The 26,201-nt window shown below is 70.4% G+C and carries 22 protein-coding genes; 5 read left to right on the forward strand and 17 right to left on the reverse strand.

Features of this window, described 5'->3' with window-relative positions; genetic code table 11:
• The first annotated feature begins 3 nt into the window (after positions 1–3).
• Positions 4–837, forward strand: coding sequence for an enoyl-CoA hydratase-related protein (locus VGJ14_03965; protein HEY2831556.1), 834 nt, complete (start codon positions 4–6; stop codon positions 835–837).
• Here the strand turns inward: VGJ14_03965 and VGJ14_03970 are convergent, their stop codons facing one another.
• Positions 838–1,623: an SDR family NAD(P)-dependent oxidoreductase gene (locus VGJ14_03970; GenBank protein HEY2831557.1), complete on the reverse strand. Its 786-nt coding sequence runs from the start codon at positions 1,621–1,623 to the stop codon at positions 838–840. It abuts the gene before it with no gap.
• A gap of 86 nt (positions 1,624–1,709) precedes the next feature.
• Between VGJ14_03970 and VGJ14_03975 the strand changes: the two genes are divergently transcribed.
• On the forward strand, positions 1,710–3,380 hold the full coding sequence (locus VGJ14_03975) for a PEP-utilizing enzyme (protein HEY2831558.1): 1,671 nt from the start codon (positions 1,710–1,712) through the stop codon (positions 3,378–3,380).
• Between the two features lie 7 nt (positions 3,381–3,387).
• Here VGJ14_03975 and VGJ14_03980 read toward each other — a convergent pair whose 3' ends face one another.
• Genes VGJ14_03980 through VGJ14_03990 form a run of 3 tightly spaced genes read right to left on the reverse strand, consistent with a single transcriptional unit; the run spans position 3,388 to position 6,299 of the window.
• The gene (locus VGJ14_03980; GenBank protein HEY2831559.1) at positions 3,388–4,296 is read right to left on the reverse strand and encodes a Dyp-type peroxidase; all 909 of its coding nucleotides are present in this window, start codon (positions 4,294–4,296) and stop codon (positions 3,388–3,390) included.
• A gap of 17 nt (positions 4,297–4,313) precedes the next feature.
• On the reverse strand, positions 4,314–5,054 hold the full coding sequence (locus VGJ14_03985) for an SDR family oxidoreductase (protein HEY2831560.1): 741 nt from the start codon (positions 5,052–5,054) through the stop codon (positions 4,314–4,316).
• 6 nt (positions 5,055–5,060) lie between these two features.
• Positions 5,061–6,299, reverse strand: a complete 1,239-nt coding sequence (locus VGJ14_03990) for an acyl-CoA dehydrogenase (protein HEY2831561.1) — start codon at positions 6,297–6,299, stop codon at positions 5,061–5,063.
• A 172-nt stretch (positions 6,300–6,471) separates the two neighbouring features.
• Here VGJ14_03990 and VGJ14_03995 point away from each other — a divergent pair, with 172 nt between their 5' ends.
• On the forward strand, positions 6,472–7,203 hold the full coding sequence (locus tag VGJ14_03995; GenBank protein ID HEY2831562.1) for a hypothetical protein: 732 nt from the start codon (positions 6,472–6,474) through the stop codon (positions 7,201–7,203).
• A 229-nt stretch (positions 7,204–7,432) separates the two neighbouring features.
• Here the strand turns inward: VGJ14_03995 and VGJ14_04000 are convergent, their stop codons facing one another.
• The 3 genes from VGJ14_04000 to VGJ14_04010 are packed head-to-tail and all read right to left on the reverse strand — an operon-like array spanning position 7,433 to position 12,064.
• A complete protein-coding gene (locus VGJ14_04000) occupies positions 7,433–8,578 on the reverse strand; it encodes an osmoprotectant NAGGN system M42 family peptidase (protein HEY2831563.1) in 1,146 nt (381 codons plus the stop codon).
• Positions 8,575–10,296 carry an N-acetylglutaminylglutamine synthetase gene (gene ngg, locus VGJ14_04005; protein HEY2831564.1) on the reverse strand — a complete coding sequence of 574 codons (1,722 nt, stop codon included), beginning with the start codon at positions 10,294–10,296 and terminating at the stop codon, positions 8,575–8,577. Before ngg ends, VGJ14_04000 begins: the two co-directional genes overlap by 4 nt.
• A complete protein-coding gene (locus tag VGJ14_04010; GenBank protein HEY2831565.1) occupies positions 10,286–12,064 on the reverse strand; it encodes an N-acetylglutaminylglutamine amidotransferase in 1,779 nt (592 codons plus the stop codon). Before VGJ14_04010 ends, ngg begins: the two co-directional genes overlap by 11 nt.
• Before the next feature lie 54 nt (positions 12,065–12,118).
• On the opposite strand from VGJ14_04010, the gene VGJ14_04015 reads away from it, so the two are divergent.
• On the forward strand, positions 12,119–14,386 hold the full coding sequence (locus VGJ14_04015; protein ID HEY2831566.1) for a molybdopterin-dependent oxidoreductase: 2,268 nt from the start codon (positions 12,119–12,121) through the stop codon (positions 14,384–14,386).
• A 3-nt stretch (positions 14,387–14,389) separates the two neighbouring features.
• Here the strand turns inward: VGJ14_04015 and VGJ14_04020 are convergent, their stop codons facing one another.
• The 5 genes from VGJ14_04020 to VGJ14_04040 form a co-directional block, all read right to left on the reverse strand.
• Positions 14,390–15,025, reverse strand: a complete 636-nt coding sequence (locus VGJ14_04020; protein ID HEY2831567.1) for a TetR/AcrR family transcriptional regulator C-terminal domain-containing protein — start codon at positions 15,023–15,025, stop codon at positions 14,390–14,392.
• Positions 15,025–16,122 carry a TIGR03857 family LLM class F420-dependent oxidoreductase gene (locus VGJ14_04025; protein ID HEY2831568.1) on the reverse strand — a complete coding sequence of 366 codons (1,098 nt, stop codon included), beginning with the start codon at positions 16,120–16,122 and terminating at the stop codon, positions 15,025–15,027. The genes VGJ14_04020 and VGJ14_04025 overlap by 1 nt, the downstream gene beginning before the upstream one ends.
• 11 nt (positions 16,123–16,133) lie before the next feature.
• On the reverse strand, positions 16,134–17,213 hold the full coding sequence (locus tag VGJ14_04030) for a phosphotransferase (protein ID HEY2831569.1): 1,080 nt from the start codon (positions 17,211–17,213) through the stop codon (positions 16,134–16,136).
• Between the two features lie 10 nt (positions 17,214–17,223).
• Positions 17,224–18,021, reverse strand: a complete 798-nt coding sequence (locus tag VGJ14_04035) for an SDR family NAD(P)-dependent oxidoreductase (GenBank protein ID HEY2831570.1) — start codon at positions 18,019–18,021, stop codon at positions 17,224–17,226.
• Positions 18,022–18,102: 81 nt separating this feature from the next.
• Positions 18,103–18,777 (reverse strand): TetR/AcrR family transcriptional regulator, encoded by a 675-nt coding sequence (locus VGJ14_04040; protein ID HEY2831571.1) that lies wholly within the window; start codon positions 18,775–18,777, stop codon positions 18,103–18,105.
• Between the two features lie 66 nt (positions 18,778–18,843).
• Between VGJ14_04040 and VGJ14_04045 the strand changes: the two genes are divergently transcribed.
• Positions 18,844–20,310, forward strand: coding sequence for a carotenoid oxygenase family protein (locus VGJ14_04045; protein HEY2831572.1), 1,467 nt, complete (start codon positions 18,844–18,846; stop codon positions 20,308–20,310).
• Between the two features lie 19 nt (positions 20,311–20,329).
• Here VGJ14_04045 and VGJ14_04050 read toward each other — a convergent pair whose 3' ends face one another.
• The 5 genes from VGJ14_04050 to VGJ14_04070 form a co-directional block, all read right to left on the reverse strand.
• Entirely contained in the window at positions 20,330–22,405 is a 2,076-nt protein-coding gene (locus VGJ14_04050) for a DEAD/DEAH box helicase (GenBank protein ID HEY2831573.1), read from the reverse strand.
• A gap of 54 nt (positions 22,406–22,459) precedes the next feature.
• Positions 22,460–23,560, reverse strand: coding sequence for a hypothetical protein (locus VGJ14_04055; GenBank protein ID HEY2831574.1), 1,101 nt, complete (start codon positions 23,558–23,560; stop codon positions 22,460–22,462).
• Between the two features lie 19 nt (positions 23,561–23,579).
• A complete protein-coding gene (locus VGJ14_04060; protein ID HEY2831575.1) occupies positions 23,580–24,377 on the reverse strand; it encodes an ATP-binding cassette domain-containing protein in 798 nt (265 codons plus the stop codon).
• The gene (locus VGJ14_04065; protein ID HEY2831576.1) at positions 24,374–25,801 is read right to left on the reverse strand and encodes a pyruvate, phosphate dikinase; all 1,428 of its coding nucleotides are present in this window, start codon (positions 25,799–25,801) and stop codon (positions 24,374–24,376) included. Before VGJ14_04065 ends, VGJ14_04060 begins: the two co-directional genes overlap by 4 nt.
• 13 nt (positions 25,802–25,814) lie before the next feature.
• The coding region (locus tag VGJ14_04070) for an ATP-binding cassette domain-containing protein (GenBank protein ID HEY2831577.1) at positions 25,815–26,201 on the reverse strand (387 nt) is incomplete at its 5' end.

Raw genomic sequence — 26,201 nt, forward strand, 5'->3', positions numbered from 1 at the left:
GCGATGCAGTCGGGTGAGTTCACCGAGCTCACGTACGCGGTGAACGCGGGTGTGGCCACCGTGACGCTGAACCGGCCGGACCGGCGCAACGCCTGGTCGGGCCGCACGGCGGTGGAGTACCGCTGGGCGCTGCATTATGCGGACATCGACCCAACAGTGCGGGTGGTGGTGCTCGCCGGAGCCGGCCGCGACTTCTGCATCGGCGCCGACTCGGGCGCGTTGGATGCCATCACCTCGGCCGACGGCGCCTACACACCGGCGAAGCTGCCACTGCCGCCTTACCCCGACGGCGCGCCCAACGGCATGCAGCGCAATCACCTGATGCCGTTGCTGATCTCGACCCCGGTCATCGCCGTGCTGCACGGCGCCTGCGCCGGAGCGGGCTTCGTGCTCGCCACCTACGCCGACTTCCGATTCGCCGCCAAGGACGCCCAGATCACCACCTCGTTCGCCAAGCTCGGCCTGCCCGCGGAGTACGGCATCGGGTGGCTGCTACCCCGCCAGATCGGGCTGATCAACGCCGCGCAGCTGCTGTACACCGCCGAGGTCTGCGACGGCGACCGGGCCCGCGAGCTGGGCTGGGTGCAGCAGGTACACGACGCCGACGCGGTGCTGCCCGCCGCGCAGTCCTTTGCCCACGAGTTGGCCCGGCACAGTTCGGGAGAGTCACTGCGCATGATGAAGCGTCAGTTGATGGTGGACGCCTGGGGGTCGTTCGACGACGCCTACACCCGCTCCGTCGAGGACATGAACGCGGCCCTGAAACACCCCGACATGCGGGAGGGATTGGCGGCGCTGACGGAGAAGCGGCCGACGGATTTCCTGCGCGGTCGGTAATCAGCGGTTATTCAGCCCGAGGAACACGAGGTCCTGCAGCGTGCTCGGCAGATTTCGAATGGTCACCGCGCCGCCCAGGCGTCGCGGGATGGTTACCACGCGCGCGTCGCGTTCCACGGCGTCGGTGAGTTGACGGGCCACGTCCGCAGGCGTCAGCACCGGCAGCACCCGGGCCAGCCGTGCAGACACCGCGGCGATCTTCTTCGACTGCCGGGCCTGCTCCATCATGTGCGTCCCGGCCACCTCACCGAAGGTGGCCAGCGTGGTGCGCACGCCGGTGCCCTTCAGATCGCGCTGCAGCACCGAGGTGTAGTGGTGCAACGCCGCCTTGCTGGCCCCGTAGAGCGCCAACTCCGGCACCGCGCTGACCGCGGCCAGCGTGGACACGTTCACCAGGTGGCCGCGGCGGCGGGCGATCATGCCGGGCAACGCCTGCCGGCACAGTTCCATCGGCGCGACCGCGTTCACGTCCATCAGCAACTTGGCGTTGCCCGCTACCGCATCCTGGGCGGGCGAGACAGCGGTGAGCGCGGCGTTGTTCACCAGCACGTCCAGCGGTCCCAGCCCGGACTCCACCTCGGCCAGCAGATTGCGCAGCCGATCCGGATCGGCCAGATCGGCGACCACCGGGCGGGCCCCGAGTTCCTCCGCCACCGAGGTCACTCGCTCTTTGTCCCGACCCAGCACGGTGAGTCGAGCGCCGCGCCGGCCGAACTCGCGGGCGATCTCCACCCCGATCCCGTGCGAGGCTCCGGTGATCAGCGCGTGCGCCCCGGCCAGTTGCACGGCGCCCTCCTCAAACTGTGGTGGCCCTCAACGGCTTACCGCTATATTAGGTAGCGATTTATGGCTGCGGGAAGGGTATCGACTCGATGAGCGAGGACGCGGCACTGCAGCGCTACCAGGAGCAGCTCGACGACGAGCTGTGCACGTGGCCGCGCGAGCCCGCCCTGTACACCCGGGCCAACGCCAACGACCAGTGGCCGCGCCCGATCACCCCGCTGACCCAGGACCTCATCGCGCTGCCGCAGGAACGTGGCCTCGGCGTCGCGTTCGCCGACGAGCTCGGCGTCGCGCCCGACCACGGCCCGTGGACGTGGAACGCGGTGTTCTACGGCTGGTACACCTACGCCGTCGAACCGGCCGCGGCCATGGCCGACAACCTGCCCGGCTACTCACGCACCGGCGTCTACGGCGACTACTTCGGGGTGGTCGAGGACCCGGACGCGCCGAAGACCGCCGCCGGCAAGGGTGCCGGGCCGCTGACCCTGGCGAGGATCGGCATCAACTTCGTCCGTGCATTGCGCAGCTATCCCAAACGTTCGCAGCGCTACCGCGCCGAGGCGCACGCCCGGCTGCGCCGCGACCTCGCCCGCGACTGGACCGCCGCCGCCGATGCCGAACTCACCGACCGGCTGCGCGCCCACCATGACGAGGCCGTGCGTTACCGGGTGCCGCACGTGCTGGCCAGCGTCATCTCCGCACCGCTGTTCAAACAGGTCAACGAAACCGCCGCGAAGTTCGCCGGTCCCGGTGCCACCGGCATGGTCACCGCTGCGGTCACCGGCCTGGGCGGCATCCACATGCAGGAGGCCACCGCCGCGCTCGGGAAGGTCGCCCGTGGCCGGACGACCCGCGCGGATTTCCTCGACCAATTCGGCTTCCGGGGCTTCAACGAGTTCGAACTCGCCGCCAGGCCGTGGCGCGACGACCCGACCACCGTGGACCGGCTGGTCGCCGGTGCCGCCGTGGGCGACCGCGCCGAGCAGACCGCGAAGACCCGCGCGGAGGCGCGGGCCGCGCTGCAGCAGAAGGCCGGGCGACGCTGGTTGATGTTCGGTCGGCTGCTCACCATGGCCGAGACGCACATTCGCTGGCGGGAGAACGGCAAGGTGCCGATGGCCCTGGCCACCCACTCGATCCGGCTGATCGTGCGGGAGTCCGGCCGCCGGCTGGCCGCGGCGGGTCGGTTGGCCGGCGCCGACGAAGTGTACTTTCTGCGGCTTGCCGAACTGCTCGACGAACTCGACGGCCACCCGGTGCCCGACCTCGCCGAGCGCATCGCCCGCCGCCGGCGCAACCACGAGCTCGCCGCGGATCTGCCGCTGCCGGAGATGATCGACGCCAAGCACGGCGCCATCTCGGTGATCGCCGCGGAACGCTGGCGGTCCCTCGGTGTGCTGCCGCCGGCGGCGTCGCAGACGGCGAGCGACCGCCTGGTCGGCGCGGCCGGGTCGCCGGGCCGGGTCACCGGCCGTGCCCGCATCGTCGCCGACCCCGACGCGGTCGAACTCGACGACGGGGACGTGATCGTGGCCTACGGCACCGACCCCGCGTGGACCGCGCTGTTCTTCCAGGCCGCCGCCGTCGTGGTGGACGTCGGCGGCCCCATGTCGCACTCCGCGATCGCCGCCCGGGAGATCGGCATCCCGTGCGTGGTCAACGTCAAGCACGGCACCACGCTGATCCAGGAGGGTCAGCAGATCACCGTGGACGGCGACACCGGCGAGGTGCTGATCGCCTCGGCGGCATCAGCGGCCTGACGCTGCCTCAGTCCGCCGGTTCGGGGTCGCGCCACTGCTGCAGCGCGTCCACCGAGGGCACCACGTAGTAGGCCCCGGTCAGCGGCGTGGTGTACCGGGTGAGCGCATCCCGCACCCCGTCACCGACGCCGGCCATCCGCTCGAGCATCAGGTGCAGCACCCGCTGGCGTGCGCAGAAACCGACGAACATGGTGCCGTGGTCGGTGACACCGCCGTAGGGGGTGTTGCGGCGGAAGATCTCCAGCTCCACGCCGTTCTCCTCGATCACGTTGCGCGCCACGTGCGAGTCCGGTGGCATCTCGGTCTCGTCCAGCTCGATGCTGTCGGTCTTGGTGCGCCCGATCACCAGCTCCTGGGCGCGGGTTTCCAGGGCAAGCCACGCGGTGTCGTGGGTCCACTGCTGCACCAGCACCACGCTGCAGCCGGCGCCCGGTTCGCCGTCCGGCACCGCGACCACACCCGGCGCGTCGACAAGTGGCGGATTCTCCGTGCCGTCGATGAAGCCGGTAAGGTCGCGCAGCCGGCGATAGGGCCAGCCGTTCACCTCGGTCACCGGGTGCGCCACGGATGCCACGTCGTTCAGCGCGGACATCGCGACGTCGAAGACCAGATCCTGCGTCGGACCGGAGACCCACACCCAGGCATCGTGCTGGGTGGCAGGCATGGTGAACCCGTCCGGGCCGACGACCGGTGCGAGGAAATCCCGCACGCCGAAGGCATCCGCCGGAGCCGCCGCCGCCCACAACGACGGGCGGATGCCAATGACCACATTGGCGCCGCCCAGGGTCGCCGCCGGCTCGTCGAAGTTCGCCAGCGCGTGTACCAACGCCACCGGATCCGCGCCGGACGCCAGGTCGAACTCCAGATAGGACTGCGCCGCGGTGCCGAGCGCGAAGATGCCGGGCTGAGGAGTCACCGCGTCATCAAATCAGGTCACCAGGTGCCGGCTGTCGATCCTCCGTCCACGGTCATGATCGAGCCGGTGACGTAGCCGGAGTCGGTCAGGTACTGCACCGCGTTCACCACGTCCTGCGGCACGCCGGTCTTGCCGTTGGGCGCGAACGTGCGCAGGAACGCCCAGGTGCCCTCGTCCCGCGGGAACATCGGGGTGTCGATGACGCCCGGCGCCACCGCGTTGACCTGGACCCCGGTCTGCGCCAACTCGATGGCCAGCGCCTGCACCGCGTGATTGAGACCGCCCTTGACCAGCGCGGTCATCGAGCACGGCAGCTTGGCGTTCGGCTGCATGGCAATGCACGCGGTGATCGCGATGATGTGACCCGCCCCGTTCGCGGTCATGTGCTTGGCGGCGGCCTGCGCCGGATAGAAGAAGCCCCGCAGGTTGGTGTCGATGAGTGAGTTCACCTCGTCCTCGGTGAACTCGGTGATCGGCTTGCCGATGAAGACGCCGGCATTGGCGATGAGTACGTCCACCCGGCCGAACGCCTCGATCGCCCGGTCGAACAGCGTGGTGGCGGTCTGCGGCCTGCCGATGTCCCCCTCGACCAGCAGGAAGTTCTCCGGGCTGCCGATGGAGGCCGCGGCCTCCTGCAACCGGGCCATGGTGCGGGCGTTGCCGACCACGTTGTCCCCGCGCTTGAGGTAGGCCTCGGCCAGCGCCAGTCCGATGCCGCTGGACGCTCCGGTCACGATGACCGTCTTGGCTGACGTCATGTCAGATCACCCTTCTGCTGCGGTCAACGGGTCATAGTCCGGGTTCTGCAGCAGCGCGTGCAGCGCCTTGCGTCGCACGCCCATGTTGCCGCCGGAGAACAGCGGCAACACCAGTGCGTCCTGCAGCAGCCCGTTGAGCGGGTCGAGGTCGTCATAGCTGTCCACGCCGACCACCCGCATCAACTCGGTGATCACCCGCACCGCGGTTTCCGAGCCGAAGATCTTCGAGTAGTTCGCCAGTTCGGCGGTGGCCGGGTGCCCGGCGTCCACCGCGGCGCAGGCCCGCAGGGCCAGTGATCGCGCCGCCTCGATGTTCATCTTGGCGTCGGCCAGTGCGTAGCCGACCGCTTGGTGAGCGAGGATCGGCGCGGTGCCGCCGCGGTGCTCGGTCCTTGCGAAGCGCAACGTGTGGTCGAACGCCGCGCGCATCAGTGCCACGCTGAGGATGCCGACGAGCGCGGTCGCGCCGGTGAAGGCGGCCCCGGCCAACCTCAGGCCACCGCCCTGTTCACCGAGCAGGTTCTCCTCCGGCGCGGCGAGGTCGTGCAAGGAGAACTCCGGCAACAGGTGACAGCGATAACCGGGGGAGTCGATCACCCGGTCCAGCGTGACGCCGGAGGTCGGCCTCTCCACCGCGATCATCGAGATGCCCAGCCCCGGCGCAGCGTCGGGGTCGGTGCGGGCGACGATGCACAGCAGGTCGGCGCCGTCGCGCTGCCAGCCGGTCGCCGAGGACACCCACTTCTTGCGGCCGTTGATCAGCCATTGCCCGTCGACCCGCACCGCCCGGGTGCGTACGCCCTCGCCCGGCGGCGGCGAGGCGGGGTTCGCGCTGCCGCCGGGCTCGGTGGAACAGAACGCGGCCAGCGGCGCCCCGGTGGTCTCCAGGAACGGGGCCAGCATTCGCTTGCGCTGCTCGGGTGAGCCGCCCACCAACACCGGCTGGCACCCGAGCACCGTGGCCAGCAGCGTCAACGCGACGCTCGGGTTCTGGCAGTACAACTCCTCCATCAGCACCGCGGTGTCGAGCAGGCCCTCGTTCTCGCCGCCGTCCGAGGTGGGGATGCACGCACGCAAAAACCCGTCGGCGACCAGACGCTGGTACGCGGGCTTGGTGGCGAGGAACCGCTCCTCGGGCGTGGGCAATCGTTCCGCGGTGGTCTTCGCGTCGCGGAGTACATCCCGGGCGAAGGTCCGGGCTTTCCCGCGCAGCGCACGTTGCCGGTCGGTGAGGTCGATCGTCACCTGTTCAGTCTCGGCACGAACGGCGGCGCCGGCTCGAACGATTCTGCGTCCGCGGTGGAACGAGACTGCACCCCGCACGGACACCGGGCATTCATCTGCGGGATAGCCAACTCCCGGGTTGTCGAAAGCTCGGGGCCGGCGCAGGGACAGCTGTGCCGGGCAGGCTGCCTGCATGATTCGATCCCGAACGCTCGACATGTCCCGATTCACCCGCCGCGCGGCCGCGTGTGCCGCATTCGGTGTCCTGGTCCTGACCCTGTCCGCGTGCGGGTCGCAGCAGAGTGCCGGCACCGCAGCGGCACCCGCGCCTGCGGCGAGTACCGTCGACCCCTCTCTGCAGCCCACCCCGGACGCCACGCCCGGCCCGACGGGCACCGGCGCCGCGTACGAGGTGTTCCCCGCCGCGGTGCCCGCCGACAACTGGGAGATCACCGACGCCGCGCGTAAGGACGACCCGGCGACCGTCGACGACCTGCAAGAGGTGGCGGGCCTGGACTGGTCGGCGCAGTACCAGGACGGCAGCGTCGACGACGAGACCACGGCGCCCTACGTCATGGTCTCCGGCTACAGCGCCACCTTCGACGACGTGGTCAACGACGTCGCGGGCGACGGCGCGCAGAAGACCACCGGTGATGTCAACGGCCACAAGGCGGCCTGGGGCACGCTGACCGGGGCGGACGCCGGCGACACCAACACCTTCGTGATCTTCGAACAGACTCCCGGCCACGCCGTGGAGTTGGACGGCGCGAACCTGACCGTGGACACCCTGAAGACCTACGCGGGCATGCTGCAGCCCGCCTCCGAGCAGGACTGGGCGCAGGTGCACGCCAATGCGGCCACCAACGACGACGACAGCGACGCCACCGACGACCCGGAGCCGGACGGCTCCACTACCGATCAGTAAACGGAGGCGGGCGGCCGCGGCAGCGGAATCACCTCGACGGTGGGGTGGGAGGGCCCGAGCGGCCCGCAGTACCGCACTGCACAAGCTCCGGGTGGCAGCGGGGATTGCGGTGAAACAGCGGCGGCGCCCGCCGCCGTCGGCGTCAGCACGACGGTGGCCAGCGCAACAGCTGCGACCCATCTCATGCCTGTCGCATACCCCTGAAGACGGTCGACCACACCGATCCCGGTCAGCTCTCGGTAACCGCCATCTGGTCGGAGCTGGGGAAGTCCTCCAGCGGTCCGCGTCGGTGTTCATCCCAATCCGCGAAGGTCAGGTCGCTCTGCACGTAGGCCGCGACGAGTTCGGCGGTACTGCGGATCGCCTGCACCGTGGTGCGTTCGTGTCCGTGCGTGGCGTCGGTGCCGAAGCCGACCAGTGCGGCGCGCATCTCCGCACCGGCCTCGATCGCCGCGGCCGCATCGGAGCGGTAGTAATGGAAAACATCGCGCACGTGGTCGATGTCCAGTTGCCGGCACAGCGTGGCCAGCCGGCGGGTCAGGTGGTAGTCGAACGGGCCGGTCATGTCCTGCATGGCCAGCGTCACCGCGTTCTCCCGGGACTCCTGGCCCGGCGCCACCACCGCGGTGTCAATGGAGACCATCTCGGCCACGTCCTTGTGCAGGCCGTGCGAAGCGCCCTGGCCGACCTCCTCGGCGATGGTGATCAGCAGATGGGTGGTTACCGGCAGGTCCACACCGGCCTCGACGACGGCCTTGAACGCGGCCAGTGCGGCGGCGATGCCGCCCTTGTCGTCGAGATGCCGGGACTTCACGTAGCCGCTGTTGGTGATCTCCGCTAGCGGGTGGTGCGCGACGAAGTCGCCGACCTCGATGCCCAGTGCCCGCACGTCCGCAGCGGAGTGCACCAGTTCGTCGACGCGGATTTCCACGTGCTCCCAGCCCACGCCCTGGGTGTCGACCGCCTCGCCATAGGCATGCCCGGAGGCCTTCAACGGCAACACCGTGCCGGAGTAGGACACCTGCGGGTCGTCGGTGAAGATGGTGACCCGCGCGCCCTCGGAGAACCGGGCGCTGTGCGAGCCGATCGGCTCCGGTTGCAGTCGGCCGTCGACCTTGATCCGCCGCACCGACATGCCGATGGTGTCCGCGTGCACCACCACCGCGCGGGCGGGCACCGTGCGCAGCCCGCGCAGCGTGGCCAACAGGGCGCCGCGCCGGGTCAGCTCGAACGGGATCTTCAGCTCGGTCAGAGTTTCCCCGAGGAACTGCATGATCTGGTCGGTTCGACCGGTGGGGCTGGGGATCTCCAGCAGAGCGAGCAGGATGTTCCGCATCCATGTCTCGTCGACGGGCAGTCTTTCGACGTCGCTCACCCGATCGCCTGCACCAGGTGATCCGCGCCCTTGCCGGTCAGCCCCGGGTCCCAGGGTTGCGGCAACGGACGGGTGGCCGGGAACAACAGGTCGATGAACCGGGCCGCGGTGGGTTGCGGCTCGTGGTTGGCCAGGCCGGGGCGCTCGTTGGCCTCGATGAAGTAGAAATCCGGACCATCCACCCGGGGCACCATCAGATCCAATCCGACCACCGGGATGTCCAGCACCTGCGCGGCCCGTCGCGCGGCGGTGGCCAGCTCGGGGTGCAGCATCTCGGTGACGTCGTGGATGGTCCCGCCGGTATGCAGGTTAGCCGTGCGGCGCACGGTGAGCTGATGATCGGCGGGTAGCACGTCGTTCATCTCCCACCCCGCCGCCGCCACCACCGCGCGGCAGGCGTCGTCGATCGGGATCCGGGACTCACCGCCGGTGGCCGCCGCGCGGCGGCGGCTCTGCGCTGCGATCAATTCCCGCACGGTGTGCCGGCCGGTACCGGTCACCCGGGCCGGGCGACGCACCGCCGCGGCGACCACCTCGGAATCGATCACCACCACGCGCAGGTCCTGGCCCGCGACCAGTTCCTCGATCAGCACGTCCGGGCAGTGCTGCCGGGCCTCGGCCACCGCCGATGCGAGCTCCGGCGGGGTGCGCACGCCGACGGAGATGCCGCGGCCCTGCTCACCGCGGGCGGGCTTGACCACGACCTCGCCGACCGCGGCGAGGAATGCCTCGTCCGCAGCGACGTCCTCCGGCGGGCCGGCCGAGCGGCCACGGGGCACCGGAAGTCCGGCGTCGGAGAGAATGCGCCGGGTCACCCGCTTGTCGTCACAGCGGCTCATCGCCACCGCACTGGTCAGTTCGGACAGCGACTCGCGAGTCAGCACCCGCCGCCCGCCGTGGGTCAACCGCAGCTCGCCCCATTGCGGGTCGAGCACCTCGACGTGGATGCCGCGCCGGATCGCCTCGTCGGCGATGATCCGCGCGTACGGGTTGCACCGGGCCAGGTCATCGGCGGCCGGCACGAACAACGGCTCGTTGATCGGATTCTTGCGTTTCACGCAGAACACCTGCGCGCGGCTGAAACCCAGCTTCTCGTACAGCGCGATGGCCGGGGCGTTGTTGTACAGCACCGACAGGTCCAGGTGCGCGGCCCCCGCCGTGGCCAGTCGCTCGGCCAGCGCTACTACCAGGGCCTCCCCGACGCCGGGTCGCTGCGACTGCGGGTCCACTGCCAGGCACCACAAGCTGGACCCGGCTTCGGGATCGCCGAAGGCTGCCCGGTGATCGACGCCGGTCACCGTGCCCAACAACCGTCCGGTACCGGCCTCCTCGGCGACCAGATAGGTGAAGACATCGCTGCGTTGATTGGCGATCAATGTCTGCGGGTCGACGGTGAGCATGCCGGCGCCGGCGTAGAGCCGGTTGACCGCGTCGGCGTCGGCCGGCCCCGCCAGCTCGCGCACCCGGATGCCCTGCGTGTCGGGCAGCGCCGGGCGAACCTCGGCGGACAGCGGGAGTCGGTAGGTCACCGACGGATCGATGAACAGTTCGTCGGGCGCCAGGCCGACCAGGACCTGCGGTTCGTGCACGTACATGCAGATGTCGCGACGGCCGGGCGCCTCCCGACGCAGTACCGCCAACAGGTCGGTGTGATCGGTGAAGGTGTGGCCCATGATCAGCCGGCCCCACCCGCATTCCAACGCGACGTCAGATGCCATGGGCCTGCAACCACATCTCGAGCAGTCCGAGTTGCCAAAGTCTGTTGCCGCGCAGCGGTGTCAGCTCGGCATTGGGGTCGGCGAAGTGGTGGCGTAGCTCCGTGCTGGTGAACAGGGCGCGGTCCCGCGCGGCTTGCGTGTGCAGCGCATCGCGGACGAGTTCCAGCACCGGGCCGGACAGGTGCTTGAGGGCGGGTACCGGGAAATAGCCCTTGGGGCGATCGATCACCGCGTCCGGGATCACCCGGCGGGCGGCCTCCTTGAGCACACCCTTGCCGTCGTCGGCCAACTTGAGCTCGGGCGGGCAGGTCGCCGCCAGTTCGACCAGTTCGTGGTCCAGGAACGGCACCCGGGCCTCCAACCCCGCTGCCATCGTCATGTTGTCCACCCGTTTGACCGGGTCGTCGACCAGCATGACCGTGGTGTCGCAACGCAACGCCTGATCCACCGGCCCGTCCGCGCCCGGACGGGCGAAGTGCGCCTCGATGAACTCCCGGCTGACGTCGTGCGGCAACCGATAGTCCTCGCCGACCGCGGCGTTGCGGGCGGCGGAGTCGGCGTCGAAGAACGCGGTCGCGTAGGTGCCCACCGGGTCCCGGCCGGCGTGTTGCATCGGGGGGTACCAGTGGTAGCCGGCGAACACCTCATCGGCACCCTGGCCGGACTGCACCACCTTGACGTGGCGAGCGACCTCCCGGGAGAGCAGGTAGAAGGCCACCGCGTCGTGGCTGACCATCGGTTCGCTCATCGCCGCGATGGCCCGGGGCAGCGCCGGGAGCATGTCATCGGTGGGCACCCGGATCTGGTGGTGGTCGGTGCCGAATTCGCGGGCGATGACGTCGGAGTACTTGAATTCGTCGCCGTCCTCGCCGCCGGCGGCCTCGAAGCCGATGCTGAAGGTGGCCAGCCCGGTCTGTCCCTCCTCCGCGAGCAGACCCACCACCAAACTGGAGTCCAGCCCGCCGGACAGCAGCACGCCGACCGGCACGTCGGCCACCAGTCGGCGGCGCACGGCGGTACGCACCGCGTCGAGCACTGCGTCCTGCCAGTCCCGGGCGCTCCAGCCCGCCCGGTCCGCCACCCGGGTGAACGACGGTGTCCAGTACTCCCGCTCGCGCAGCGTGCCGTCGGACTCGAAGATCAGCATGGTGGCCGGCGGTATCTTCCGTACGCCCAGCAGGATGGTGCGCGGCGCGGGCACGATGCTGTGGAAGGTCAGGTAGTGGTGCAGCGCGATGGGGTCGATGTCGGTGTTCACCCCGCCGCCGGCCAACAGCGCGGGCAATGTGGAGGCGAATCGGACCCGCCCCGGGCGTTCGCTGAGATAGAGGGGTTTGATGCCCAGGCGGTCGCGGACCAGCAGGGTACGACCGGTATCGCGGTCGGCAATGCAGATCGCGAACATGCCGGCCAGCCGATCGACGAAGTCCTCGCCCCAGGCCCGGTACGCCTTCGCGATCACCTCGGTGTCACTGCTGGAGAAGAACCGGAAGCCGGCCTGCTGCAGTTCCTCGCGCAGTTGCCGGTAGTTGTAGATGCAGCCGTTGAAGACCACGGTCACGCCGAGTTCGGCATCGACCATCGGCTGGGCCCCGGCCTCGGACAGGTCGATGATCTTCAGGCGCCGATGCGCCAACGCGATGCGGTCGTTGGACCAGCTCCCCGCCGCGTCCGGGCCGCGATCACCCATGGTCGCTGCCATGCGCGCCACCGCGACCAGGTCAGGCGAGCCTCCACGCGGGCATAGTTCGCCGGCAAATCCACACATTGCCGGCACCTACCCGGCCGGCGGCGCTCACACCCCTCGGGCATCATGAACTTTATGACTGCCGGGCGCACGGCCGTGCGCACCTGTCCGCTGTGCGAGGCCACCTGCGGGTTGGAGATCACCCTGCGGCCGCGCACCGACGGCGGTGAGGAGGTCGTGCGGGTCCGCGGTGATCGGGCCGACGTGTTCAGTCGCGGCTTCATCTGTCCCAAGGGTTCGACATTGGGCCAGTTGCATGACGATCCCGACCGGCTACGCCAACCGCTGGTCCGCGACGAGCACGGGCAGCTGGTTGAGGCGTCCTGGGCCCGGGCGTGGACCGCGGTGGACCGCGGGCTGCGCAGCGTCATCTCCCGGCACGGACGCGAGGCGGTGGGCCTGTTCTTCGGCAACCCGACCGCGCACAACCTCGGTCCGATGCTCTATCTGCGCCACCTGGCGCGCTCGGTCGGCTCGCCGCACCTGTACTCGGCATCGACGCTCGACCAGCGGCCGAAGGAGATAGCGGCGGCGCTCATGTTCGGTTCCAACGCCACGGTGCCCGTGCCCGACGTGGACCGCACGGATTTCCTGCTGGTACTCGGGGCGAACCCGTTCGTTTCCAACGGCAGCCTGGCCACTGCCCCGGACTGGCCGGGGCGGCTGAAGTCGCTGCGCGCCCGCGGCGGGCGGCTGGTGGTCGTCGACCCACGGCGCAGCCGGACCGCGGAGCTGGCCGATTCCTGGATCCCGATCCGGCCGGGCACCGACGCGCACCTGCTGGCCGCGATCGTGCAGGTGTTGTTCGCCGAGGACCTCGTCGACCTCGGCACCGTGGCCGATCACCTGGCGGGTCTGGCGGAGGTCCGCACCGCGCTGGCGACGTTCACTCCCGAAGCGGTGGCCGGGGCGACCGGGGTGGCCGCGGCCACCACCCGCGAGCTGGCCCGGCAGTTGGCCGCGGCACCGACCGCGGCGGTGTACGGGCGGATCGGCACCACGACCCAGACCTTCGGCACGCTGGCCAGCTGGCTGGTCGACGTGCTGAACACGCTCACCGGCAATCTGGACCGCCCCGGCGGGGTGATGTTTCCCAAGCCCGCGCTGGGCTCGCCCAACACCCGCGGTCCCGGCGGCCGCGGACCGGGCACCGTGATTCATCGGCGGCACACCCGGGTGCGCGGCCTGCCCGAGTCCTTCGGTGAGTTCCCGGCGCCGGCGCTGGCCGAGGAGATCGACACCCCCGGCGCCGGGCAGATCCGGGCGCTGGTCACCGTGGCCGGAAACCCCGTGGTGTCCGCGCCCAACGCGCAGCGGCTGGATGCCGCCCTGGCCGGGTTGGACTTCCTGGTCGCGGTGGACGTCTACGTGAACGAGACGACCCGGCACGCCGACGTGATCCTGCCGGTGCCCTCGACGCTGGAGAAGGAGCACTACGACGTGTTCCTTTATCCGTTCGCGCTGCGCAACGTGGCGAACTGGTCCGAGGCGGTGCTGGCCAAGCCGGTGGGACAGCCCGAGGAATGGGAGGTGATCGCCAAGCTGGCGCTGATCGCCGAGGGCAAGGACCCGGACGCCGACCCCGCCGAGTTCGACGACGCCACCTATGCCTCCCTGGCCCGCCACGCACCGCCGGATGTCCTCGAGGCCGTGGCCGCCACCGGCCGCCGCGGCCCGGCCCGCACCATCGACCTGCTGCTGCGCACCGGTCCGTACGGGCTGAGCCTGGACGAGCTGCTGGCCAACCCGCACGGCATCGACCTGGGTCCCCTGCAGCCGCGGCTGCCCGAGGCGTTGCGCACGCCGAGCGGCTGCATCGAACTGGCGCCGCCGCTGCTCCTGGCCGACATGGACCGCCTGCGCGCGGACCTGCACGCCGACACCGCGGTCCGGCCGCTGCTGCTCATCGGCCGCCGCCACCTACGCAGCAACAACTCCTGGATGCACAACCTGCCCGCGTTGATGAAGGGCAGCCTGCGGTGCACGGTGTTGGTGCACCCCGAGGATGCCGCGCGGCACGGCCTGGTCGACGGTGAACTCGCCCGGGTGGCCGGGCGGGTAGGTGACGTGCTGTTGCCGGTGGAGATCACCGACGACATCAGCCCCGGCGTGGTGAGCATCCCGCACGGCTGGGGCCACGACGCCCCGGAGGTGCGGCTGCGAGTGGCCGGCCGCAACGCCGGCGTGAACAGCAACGTGCTCGCCGATGAGCAGGTGGTTGAGCCGATCAGCGGCAACGCGGTGTTCAACGGCATCCCGGTGACCGTGACCCACGTCGGCGGGCGGCTGCCCACCCCCCGTCCTGACGGGATCTCAGAAACGTTCCCCGCCGCCGTGGACTGAGGATCAGCCGGCGGAGGACTCGCCGCCGAGGATCCGGCGCAGACCGTGGAGGAACTGGTCCTCGTTGGGCGGGGTCGCGAGCAGATCGGCGATCTGCGTGGTGTGCGGGTAGGCCGTGGGGTCCAGGTCGGCGATCCAGCGCGCCCGGGGCCGTCCCGGTCCGCCCGGCCCGGCGAGGGCGAGTTGGGCGAAGCCGCTGGTGTAGGTGCCCAGCGCGCGTTGCAGCTCGAACGCTTCGGTGGGCTCGAAGCCGGCCTCGGCCAGGCGCGCGAGCACGGACTCCAGGATCTCGGCCCTGGCCCGCCCGAACGCGGGGGAGTTGGCGATCAGCCGGGTGACCTCACCATGTCCGACCAGGCGGCGGTAGATCGCCACGTGTAGGTCTTCCAGCGCGTCGGCCGGCGGCTGTTCCGGCGCCGTGGTCGGCAGGTCCGCGAACAGCAGATCGGGCAACATGTTGACGATCTCGTCCTTGGATTCGGCATACCCGTACAGCGTCATCGCGCCCACGCCGAGCTCGGCCGCGAGGCGGTTCATGGTCAGCGCCGCGCCGCCCTCGGCGTCGACGAGATCGAAGGCTGCCCGGGCGATCTGATCCCGCGTCAGCAGGGCCGGTCGGCCACGGCGGGTGCGCTCCACTACTGGTCGCGGTCCCGCCACGCGGCGACCAGCTTCGCGTTCTGCGCCGGGGTGCTGCCGTAGGTGACGATCTCGTCGGCGCCCGCGTCGATGAACCGGCGCAGGTTGCTCACGCACTCGTCCACGGTGCCGAAGGCACTGCAGTCCGCCATGTATTCGTCGGGAATCTGGGCGGCGACGTCGAGCATCTGATGGCGTTGGAACTCGCGGTCGGCGATCTGGGTGATGTCCGCGAACTTCTTGTGGTTGCGGATCTTGTCCAGGATCGCGGGGTCCCAACCGTTGGCCGCGCACACCGCTTCGCCATAGCCGGGGTAGACGAGATAGGTGACCATGCGGCCGTGCGCGATCGCCCGGGTCTCGTAGTCGGACAGATCCGGCGCGGTGACGACCAGCGCGCCCACCCGGATCTCCGACGGGTCGCGGCCGATCTTGGCGCAGGCGTCGACGATGCGCTGCTTGGCCGCGGCGATCGCGGTGGGGTTCATCATCGGGATGAGGATGACGCCGTCGCACTTCTCCGCCGCGAATTGGGCACCGCGCGGGTGGCAGAACCCGCCGAACCAGACCGGGGGCGGGTTGCCGTGATAGGCCTCGGCGAACGACATGTCCTCGAAGGTGCCCACCGGTCCGTCGTAGTCCACGTGCTTGCCCGCCCACAGCTGCCGCAGAATGTCGACGTAGTCGTCCATCTGACGGTACGTCGCCATCTCGATGCCGCTGCCCTTGAAATATCCGTTCTCGCCGCGTCCGAGCCCCAGCACGAATCGCTCGCCGTAGCAGCACTGCATGGTGGCGGCCATCGCCGCGAGCGTCCAGGGGTGCCGGGTGGTCGGGTCGACGGTCCCGGTGCACACCTCGAGCCGCGAGGTCCGGGCCGCGATCCCGGACAGGATGACGTCGGCCCACTTGATGTCGATGCGCTCGGACAGCCACACCCGGCGAAAGCCGAGACGTTCGGCCTCCACGCCGTCCTCGATGCCCTGCGCCGGAGTGCGGGACACCGTCTCGTACTCGCTGTCCTCGCGCTGCGAGGTCACTGCACCGGCGATGATGAAGGCGCTCATGTCCTCCGCGACGGGGGCGAGCTCTGTCATCTGATGCTCCTTCAGAGAAGTACGGATGCGGCGGACAGGTCGGCGGCCAGGGCGGCGGACCGGGCGACCAGGGCGGCGAACATGGCGTCGCCGCGCTCGGACTGTTGCAGGGTCAGCGACATCGGGACGCCGAGCAGCAGCGGCCACAGCACACCGGCGGCCACACTCGCGACGGCGTCGTCGCGACTGAACCCGGTGACCCCGCCCGCGAGCAGGCACTGGTGCCAACCCGTGATCAGGTCGTCCTGCTGGGCGCGGCGGGTGTCCGGGTCCATGCTGGTGGCCAGCCAGATCGCCACGTCGATGCCGGGCGGCCCGAGCCGCAGCCCCTGCCAGTCCAGGATCGTCGCGGCCAGGGCGTCGCCATCCGGCGCGAACAGCACGTTGTCCAGCCGGAAGTCCCCGTGGGTGACGACCAGCGGGCCCTGCCAGGCGCGCGCCGGGTAGGTCGCGCCGAGCGGGCAGAGCTGTTCGATCAGGGCAACCGCGTCCGGCGACAGGTGCGGCGCGAAGCGCGCCAGGAACGGCTCGACGGCGCCGGCGACGGTGTCGAAGAGCATCTGGGTCCGCGCCGGTGCCGACAGCCACGCCGGCTCGCGCAGGTCCGGGGTGTCCCACAGGTCGGCCTGCAGCCGGGCGATTTCGGCCAGTGCCGCGCGGTTCTGCGCGGAGGAGGAGCCGGCCATCATGTCCCCGACCTGCCAACTGCCGGTGAGGTCCTCCAGGACCAGCGTGACCCGGCCGGTGCCGGGTTCGAACGAGGTCCAGTACGGGCGCGGCACACGCATCGACGTGCGTGGCGCGATCTCTTGGTAAAAGCGCACCTCGCCCTCGTAGGCGCCCATCGCGACGCCGAGCCCGCGGCTTCCGGGGTCGTGCGAGGGCAGCTTGATGATGACCGAGGCCGGTCCCTCTCCGCCGTCGTAGGTCAGTTCGGCCCGGCCGACCAAGCCCAACTGGCCGGTGCCGTAGAGGGCGGCAGTCGCGGTGGTCACCGTGGTCTCCGGCTTGATCGCGCCGCCGTCGTGCAGCGCGGCGGTGAACCATTGCGGGGTCAGGTCCGCGAGGGAGTCGGCGAGCGTCGCAGTCATGGCGGCCTCCTCAGCCCAGCATTCGGCGGCTGATCGGCAGCCACACCGACGTCGGCAGGTGCCGGCAGATCCAGGTGAAGACCCGCGCCTGCGGCAGTGGGCAGACCTTGCGTTGGCCCTTCTCCAGCGCGGTCAGGCCGGCGGTGGCGCATTGCTCGGCGCTGGCCAGCATGAACCTCGGCTGGCGCTTCTCCTGCCGGGCTGCCTCGGCCACCGCGGAGAACTCGGTGGCCACCGCGGCCGGCGCGAGCACCGAGACGGTGACCCCGTGCGGCTTGAGCTCACAGTGCAGTGCCTCGCCGAGAGACGAAACCGCTGCTTTGGTCGCGGCGTACGGCGCGAAGCTCGGCATCGGTTGGTCACCGGCCATCGAGGACACGAACAGCACCGCGCCGCGGCGGCGGGCCACCATCGCCGGGGTGAGCGCTCGGGCCAGTGTCATCGTGGACTCGACGTTGGTCCGCACCATCTGCAGGATGCGGTCCGGGTCGTTGTCCAGGTAGGGCCCGACCATTCCGAACCCCGCGCACAGCGCGAGCACCTCGACATCGACGTCGAGCGCTTCGAGTTCGCGCAGCATCCGGTCCCGGTCGGCGGCATCGGCCAGGTCGCAGACCAGCACGTCGGCCCGCACCCCGGATTTCTCGCGTAGTTCGGCCGCGAGTTTCTCCAGGCGCTCGCGCCGACGGGCCACCACCACCACCCGGTGGCCGCGCTGTGCCAGGCCCCGGGCCAGGGCTTCGCCGATGCCCGAGGAGGCCCCGGTGACCAGGGCCGCGGATCCGTTGCTCGGTGCCGGAAGAGTCATGCCGTCGGTCCCTGCTGGTGAATTACCGTAGGACGTACGGAATTTCGGATGCACGAACCATAGGGCGGCGGTAGAACGGCGTCAATCCCTATGTCGGGCGTCGAATCGGCCCGTTGACGGCCGCGCGGCCGGCGCTCCCACCGCGCGGCGGGCCTTGCCCAGGGACCGGTCGAGACGACCCGGATCGTCGCCGAACGCTTGGCACAGGTTCCGCCAGCTGCTCTCCAGCGTAGCCAGCGCGAGGTCGTCCTCGAGCAACCCGGACAGCATCAGGGCCATCAGGCCGTGGGCGGCCGACCACAGCTGTAGCGCCTGCGGCACCGGGTCGGCGGGGGCGAAGCGGCCGGCGTCGATACACCGGCGCACGCCCGCGACCAACAGATCGAAGGTGTCCAAGCCGATGTCGTCATCACCGTCGGGCTGCGGATGGTCCATGAACATGGCGCGGTAGAGGTGCGGGTTCTCCCGGGCGTTGTCGTGGTATTCGTAGCCGAGCCGGGCGAGGTCGGCCACCGGATCGTTGCTCGCCGCAACGGTGTCCAGGTGGGTCCGCAGCCGGGCGAAGCCCTCCTGTCGGACCTCCTGGCGTAGCGACTGCATGCCGCCGAAGTGGGTGTAGATGGCCATGGTGGAGGTGCCGGTCTGCTCGGCCAGGCGGCGCAGGGTCAACCCGCTCGTGCCCTCGGTGGCGACCAGCCGGGCCGCGTTCTCCAGCAGTGCGGTGCGCACGGCCGGATCGGCGGGCCTCGGACTCACTCTTGAGATTTTGCCATAGCACTGCTATAAATTCCATAGCAGTGCTATGCCATAGGAGGCGCGCCGATGACCGTGACCGCGGAAAACCCCTATCTCACCGGTACTTTCGCGCCGGTGGCGGTGGAGACCACCGCGGTGGACCTGCCGGTCACCGGGACCGTGCCGGACCATCTCGACGGCCGGTACTTGCGCAACGGACCCAACCCGGTGGCCCCGGTGGATCCCGCGCGGCACCACTGGTTCCTCGGTACGGGCATGGTGCACGGCGTCCGGCTGCGCGATGGAAAGGCGCAGTGGTACCGCAACCGGTTCGTCCGCTCGGCGGGCGTGGCCGCGGCCCTGGGTGAGCAGCCCCGGCCGGGGGCGAGCTTGCACGCCGGGTGGGACTTCCCGGCCAACACCAACGTCGTCGTGCAGAACGGTCGCACCTACGCGATCGTCGAGTCCGGGCCCCGGCCCTATGAACTGACCGATGAGCTGGAGACCAAGGGTGCCTGCGACTTCGACGGCACGCTGCCCGGCGGTTACACCGCACACCCCAAGCGCGACCCGCGCACCGGGGAACTGCACGCGGTGTCCTACTACTGGGGCTGGGGCAACAAGGTGCAGTACACCGTGCTCGACACCGACGCCCGGATCCGTCGAGTAGTGGACATCGAGGTCACCGGCAGCCCGATGATGCACGACTTCGCGCTGACGGAAAGTCACATCGTGCTGTTCGATCTGCCGTGCGTGTTCGATCTGTCCGCGACAGCGGGCCTGGTGCCGGCGAAACTGCGCGGCGGTCTCGGCTCGGTGGCGGCCAAGGGCGCCGGTCTGTTCATCGGGAAGCGCGCCACGCCCGCGCCGATGGCGGCGGCCATCACCGCCCGGCTGATGGGCGGGGACACCCCGCCGTTCCCCTACGCCTGGGACCCGGACTATCCGGCCCGGGTGGGCATTCTGCCGCGAGAGGGCGGCGCCGCGGATGTGCGCTGGTTCGAGGTCGAACCCTGCTACGTCTTCCATCCGCTGAACGCCTACGACGACGGAGATCGCATTGTCGTTGACGTGGTGCGGCACCCCAAGATGTTCGACGCCCACCCACTCGGCCCGGACGAGGGCGCGCCCACCCTGGACCGGTGGACGATTGACCGGGCTGCGGGCAAGGTGCTCGAGGAGCGCCTCGACGACCGTGGCCAGGAGTTCCCCCGGGTCGATGAACGGGTGGTCGGCGCCCGGCACCGCTATGGCTACGCCGTCACCTACGACGGCGTCACCGGCGACACCCTGATCCGCCACGACCTGGCCGGTGGGTCACCGCTGGTCCGGTCGTTCGGCGCCGGTCACACCGTCGGGGAGTTCGTGTTCACCCCCGACGAGGCGGACAGCGCGGAGGACCGCGGCACGCTGATGGGCTTCGTGCACGACCCCGACCGGGACGCCGCGGACCTTCTGCTGTTGGACGCCCAGACGCTCGCGACCAAGGCCGCGGTGCACCTGCCCGCCCGCGTCCCGGCCGGCTTCCACGGGAACTGGGCCCCGGCCGAATGAGCATGAGAGGTGCGTGATTTCAGGGGCGGCGGTGCCCGACCAGCGGTAGCACGGCAGCGGCGCCCGCGTCGGCCAGCAGCGCCCCGGCCACGGTCACCGTCCATCCCGTGCGCAGCATGTCGTCCACCAACAGCACCGGGCCCTCGGGCAATACGGCGCCATCGACGAGGCAGAGGCCTGCCAGCAGAGCGGCGACGCGGCCGGCCGACGCGACGTCCTCCGGCGGGCGGGCGCCCTGCACCCGCAGCGCGTCGAGCACCGGTAGCCGGCCGACTTCGGCGACGTGCGCGGCCATACCCGCCACCCGTCGCGGATGACCGCGGCTGGGCATGGGCACCACGGCCACCGGACGAGCGGTCCAGTCCTTCGCCCACGCGCGCAGCACGTTGATCAGGCCGTCGCGCAGGTCCGGGGACGGGTCGGCGTCGGCGCCGGCCAGTTCGGCGATCACCTCCAGCCACGCCGGGTCGTCGGCGAAGGCCACCGCGCGGCCCTCGGCCAGGCCCGCGATGCGGCCCTTGCGCGCGGTACCGGTGGGCCACAACTTGCGCGGCTCCAGCACATGGCGACGACCCCTCAGATGGAGCGTCGCTGCGTCGACGGACGTGATGCCGGGGCGGGCACCGGGCGCGGGTAGCTCGCCGGTGCACACCGAACAGCGGCCGCACCGCCCGGCCGCCGGGTCGTCCAGGGCCTCGGTGAGCACCTCCATCAGGCAGCGAGTGCCCGCCGCGTAGGTGCGCATCAGATCCGCCTCGGCGCGACGGGCGGCCACAATGCGGCGGTACTTGTCGGCGTCGTAGGCCCATTCCGCGCCGGTGGCGCGCCAACCGTTGCCTTCCCGCTGCACCGCGCCGTCCACGGCCAACGTCTTGAGCAGCGCCTCCAACCGGCCGCGGCGCACGCCGGTCTCCGCCTCAATGGCAGGCACGCTCATGGTGTCCGTGGACGCCAACAGGGCCAACACCTTCCGCGCCGCGTCCGGGTCGGGGATGGTCGCGGTGGCGAAGTACTCCCAGATCCGCGGGTCGGACTCCGCAGCCGGCAGCAGCACCCCGACCGCGCCCCGGGCGGCGAGTTCCGGCGGCAGTGCGCGACCGGCCCGGCCTACCTGTTGGTAGTAGGCCACCGGGGAGTCCGGGGAGCCGACGTGCACGCAGAAGCCGAGGTCGGGCTTGTCGTAGCCCATGCCCAGCGCGGAGGTGGCCACCACCGCCTTGAGTTCGTTGGCACGCAGCGCGTGTTCGATGCGCGCCCGCTCGTCGGGCTCGGTCTGCCCGGTGTACGCGGCGACCCGATGTCCTTGCCCGGCAAGGAACTCGGCCAACGAGTTCGTCGCATCCACGGTCAGTGCGTAGACGATGCCGGAGCCCGGCAGCGTGCCCAGGGCCGCGGCCACCCAGGCGAACCGCTGCACGCCACCCAACCCCGGCACCACAGACAGCCGCAGCGTCGCGCGGGCCAGCGGACCGCGGAACACCGCGGTATCCGGGCCGAGTTGTGCGGCGACGTCCTCGGTGACCCGGGCATTCGCGGTCGCGGTGGTGGCCAACACCGGGGCGCCGTCGGTCAGTTGCGCGAGCAGTCGGGTGAGTCGCTGGTAGTCCGGTCGGAAGTCGAAACCCCAGTCGGAGATGCAATGTGCCTCGTCGATCACCAACAGCCCGGCACCGGCCAGCAGCGGCAGAGCCCGGTCGGCGAAGCGGGGGTTGGCCAGCCGCTCGGGGGAGACCAGTAGTACGTCGAGCGCGTCGTCGGCCAATGCGTCGAACACTTGCTGCCAGTCGTCCACGTTCGCCGAGTTCACCGTCGCCGCGCGCAAACCGGCCCGCTCGGCCGCCGCCACCTGGTCCCGCATCAGTGCCAGCAGTGGCGAGATGACCAACGTCGGCCCCCGCCCGCGCGCCCGCAACCCGGACGCCGCCGCCCAGTACACCGCCGACTTCCCCCAGCCGGTGGCCTGCACCAACAGCACGCGGCGCCCGTCCAGCAGCGCGTCCACTGCCGCCACCTGATCCGGTCGTGGCGTCGCCCCCGGCCCGGCCAACCGTGCCAGCACGTCGGCCAGCGCCGCCTGTCCCCCCGATTCCGTCACGCAGTCGACCCTACGGAGCGCCCCTGACAGTCAGCGGCGGCCCGGGGATAACCGTCAGTCGCGGGTGGCCGGCTCGTGGGTCACGGTCGGAGCCGAGCTGGTCGGCGCCGAGGTGGCGCCGTGTGTCGCGTTGGCCACGCCACCCAGGGTCGCCGCCGACCGGGACACCGTCGAGGCCACGCTCGCCCCGAATGGCGCGTTGACCGAGGAGACCTGTACCCGACCGAGGACGTAGCTGATCGTGTACCGGGAGCCGCTGGAGGTGGTGAAGTCGCTGGTGACCTTCAACCCACCCAAGGTGTAGGTGACGATGCCGCTGGCCGGATCGGTGGTGGTGGTTTCCGGGGCGACGTCGAGCTGCATCCCGGAGGCCTTCAGCGCGGAGTTCGCGGAGTCCAGGGCGGCCTTCTTGTCCTGGGACTGGCCGAGGTAGGTGAACCCGGACTTGTCGTAGCCGAAGTCCTGCCCGCCGATGGAGAACCGGCCGAACACCGTGCTCTGCACCTTCGGTGCGCCGCCGGCGTCGCTGATCAGCGCCTTGGCGTCGGAGTAGCCGACCTCCAGCGGACCCTGGACGAACCCGGCCGCCGCACCCTCGGCGTTGGCCACCGTGCTGTTGGCGTTGGCGTTCTTCACCTCGGCGGTGGCGAGCTGCTGCTGGTTGGGTGCCGGCACGGAATCCGGCGCACCGTTGCTACCCGCGGCCGAGGCGTGGTCGTCGGCGGCCTCGGCGTGCACCTTGTAGTAGAAGTTCGCGTCGTCCCCGGTTGGCCGTGAGGGGTAACTGGCCGTCACGTAGCCGGGCATGTTGGAGAACGGCAGGATCGGCTGGGTGTAACCGAACTGTTGCGGCGCGCCGTTGACCAGACCGGGAAGTGTTTCAACGGAGTTGCCGTAGTAGGGCGCACTGGCGAATGAGGTGTTCTGCCCGGTGCTGTCGATGTGCGCCTGCGCGGTCAGCGACCCGGCGGTGTTCTGCGGGGAGCCGGGGATGTCGCCGCCGTCGACCTGGTAGAACTGCGAATCGCCCTGGGCAGTGAGGGAGTACCGGTTGTCGTTGGCCGACGCGGTACCGGCCGACAGCCCGATGACCGAGGCGCCGGCCAGGCTGACGGTGGCCAGGCAGACGATGTTCCGGGTCGCCAGCAGCTTCATGATTTTCTCCTCCGGTGTCTCACGCAACGGCGACGTCGCCGAGGTAGGCAGCCTTGACGGTGTCGCTCTTCAACGCCTCGGCGGTGGTGCCCTCGTAGATGACCTTGCCGAAATCGAGGACGTAGATGCGGGTGCAGATGTCGGCCACCAGGGCCATGTCGTGCTCGACGATCAAAATCCCGTGGCCGGTCTCGGTCACGTAGTTGGTGAGCACCTCCCCGAACGCCTTGGTCTCGGCCACATCCAGACCCGAGGAGGGTTCGTCGAGCAGTAGGAAGGTGAACGGGGTGGCGATCGCCCGGGCCAACTCGACCAGGCGCCGTTGCCCGGTCGAGAGTCCACCCACGGTCTTGCCGGCCAACCGGGTAATGCTGCACCGGGCCATGGCCTCATCGGCGCGGCGGTTGATCTCCTTGGTCTCGCTGCGCGTCGAGCGCAGCTGACCCAGCACCGGGTTGGCGATGCCGAAGGTCTTGCGGTGTGAGGAGAAGTAGGCGGCGGGGCCGGTGCGCACGTTGTCCCCGACGGTCAGGCTGTCGAACAGCTCCATCCGCTGATACGTGCGGCCCAGGCCCAGGTGCGCCCGCTTGGCCTTGCCGTGGTGGTCCAGTTGCTGCCCACCGAGCGCGACGGTGCCGGACTCCGGCCGGTTGCGGCCGGAGCAGGCGTTGAAGAACGTGGTCTTGCCCGCGCCGTTCGGCCCGATCAACCCGGTGATCTCCCCGCCGTTGGCATACACGGTCGCGTCGCTGACCGCGACGATGCCGCCGAACCGGACCGTCACATTCTGTACGTCGAGGTCGATGCGATCGCTCATCCGTGACCTCCCGCCTTCGACCACGCGCTGATCCGGGCCAGCTCGGGGATGGCGTCCTCGCCGGCCGGGGCCAGCGGCAACAACCCGTCGAAGACCTCACCGGTGGTGCCGTCCACGGTGACCTGACGCCCGGTCAGCCGGTCCACGACGCCGGGGCCGCAGCCCACCACGCACGGAGTGCCGAGTTCCCGGCTGACCACCGCGGCGTGACTGGTCGCGCCACCGATTTCGGTGACGATGGCGGCGGAGACCACCATCCCGGACACGTCGTCCGGGTCGGTGGTGGGCCGGACCAGCACGACGTCCTCACCGGTATCGGCGAGGTCCTCGGCCGATTCACAATCGATGGCGACCCGACCGAATCCCACGCCCGGACACGCGGGCTCACCGCTCGCCAGCAATGTCGCGCCCGCTCGGGCAGCCGGGTCGATGCGCGGCTTGCGCAGCGCGGCGATCTGCTCGGCGCTCACCATGGCCAGCGCCTCGTCGACAGTGACCAGCCCCTCGTCGTGCAGCATCACCGCGAAGCGCACCGCGGCGTCCGGGGAGCGCTTGGCCGCTCGGGTCTGCAGCAGGTACAACCGACCGGACTCGACGGTGAACTCGATGTCCTGCACGTCGCGGCCCTCGCGCTCCAACCTCGCGGCGACCTCGAGCAGCTGGTCGTGCACCGCCCGGTGCTGCTCGGCCAACGCAGTCAACGGCAACGCGTCGAAACGACCCGAGACGACGTCCTCGCCCTGCCCGCGCGGCAGCCATTCGCCGTAGGGCGCCGCGTCGCCGGTCAACGGATTACGGGAGAACAGGACGCCGGTCCCGGAGTCGTCGTCGAGGTTGCCGAACACCATGGCCTGCACGGTGACCGACGTGCCGCCGTCCTCGGCAATGCCGTGATGCCGCCGATAGGCGATGGCGCGCTCGCCGAACCAGGAGTCGAACACCGCGGCCACCGCGGCGTACAACTGCTCGGCCGGTGCGGCCGGCGCGGGGATGCCCACCACGCGCTCGAACTGCTCGGCGAACCGCCGCGCGGTGTCCCGCGCATAGCCGACGTCGCCGCTCTGCTCGCCCAGTGCGGCCTCGACCTCCGGCGTCATGCCGAGGTTGAGGATGGTGTCCATCATGCCGGGCATGGAGCGCGCGGCACCGGACCGAACGGAGACCAGCAGCGGCCGCTTCTCATCGCCCAGCCCGCGCCCGGTTTCGGCCTCCAGCTGCGCGATGCCGTCGGCCAGCGCGGCCAGCACCTCGTCGGCCAGCGTGCGCCCGGCTTGGTGGAAGCGCAGGCACTCGTCGGTGGTCAGCGCGAACGCGGGCGGCACGGGCAGGCCGAGGCGCAGCATGTGCGCGATGCCGAAGGCCTTACCGCCCAGCACGTCCCGGCCGAGCGCGGGGTCGGCGGCGGGCAACCAGATCAGGGCCACTGCAACACCGTCATCACTGGGCCAACGACCCGAGGTAGCTGTTCATGATGGTCTCCTCGGAGACCTCCTCGGGCTTGCCCTCGAAGGTGATCCGGCCGCGGTTGAGCACATAGACGTGGTCGGCCATCTTCAGCGCCTGGCCCACGTACTGCTCGACCAGCAGTTGCGCGACGCCCTTGCTCTTCAGGTCGGTGAGGTAGTCGAAGATCTCCGCGACGATCTTCGGCGCCAGACCCATGGACACCTCGTCCAGCAGCACCACGTTGGGGTGCCCGACGTAGGCGTGGTTCAGCGCCAGCATCTGCTGTTCGCCGCCGGACAGCGTCTTGGCGACCTGCCGCGATCGCTTGCCGAGCACCGGGAACGTGGAGGTGGCGGTCTTGAACGCGGCGCGGAATTC

The sequence above is a fragment of the Sporichthyaceae bacterium genome (assembly GCA_036493475.1).
Classification (GTDB): domain Bacteria; phylum Actinomycetota; class Actinomycetes; order Sporichthyales; family Sporichthyaceae; genus DASQPJ01.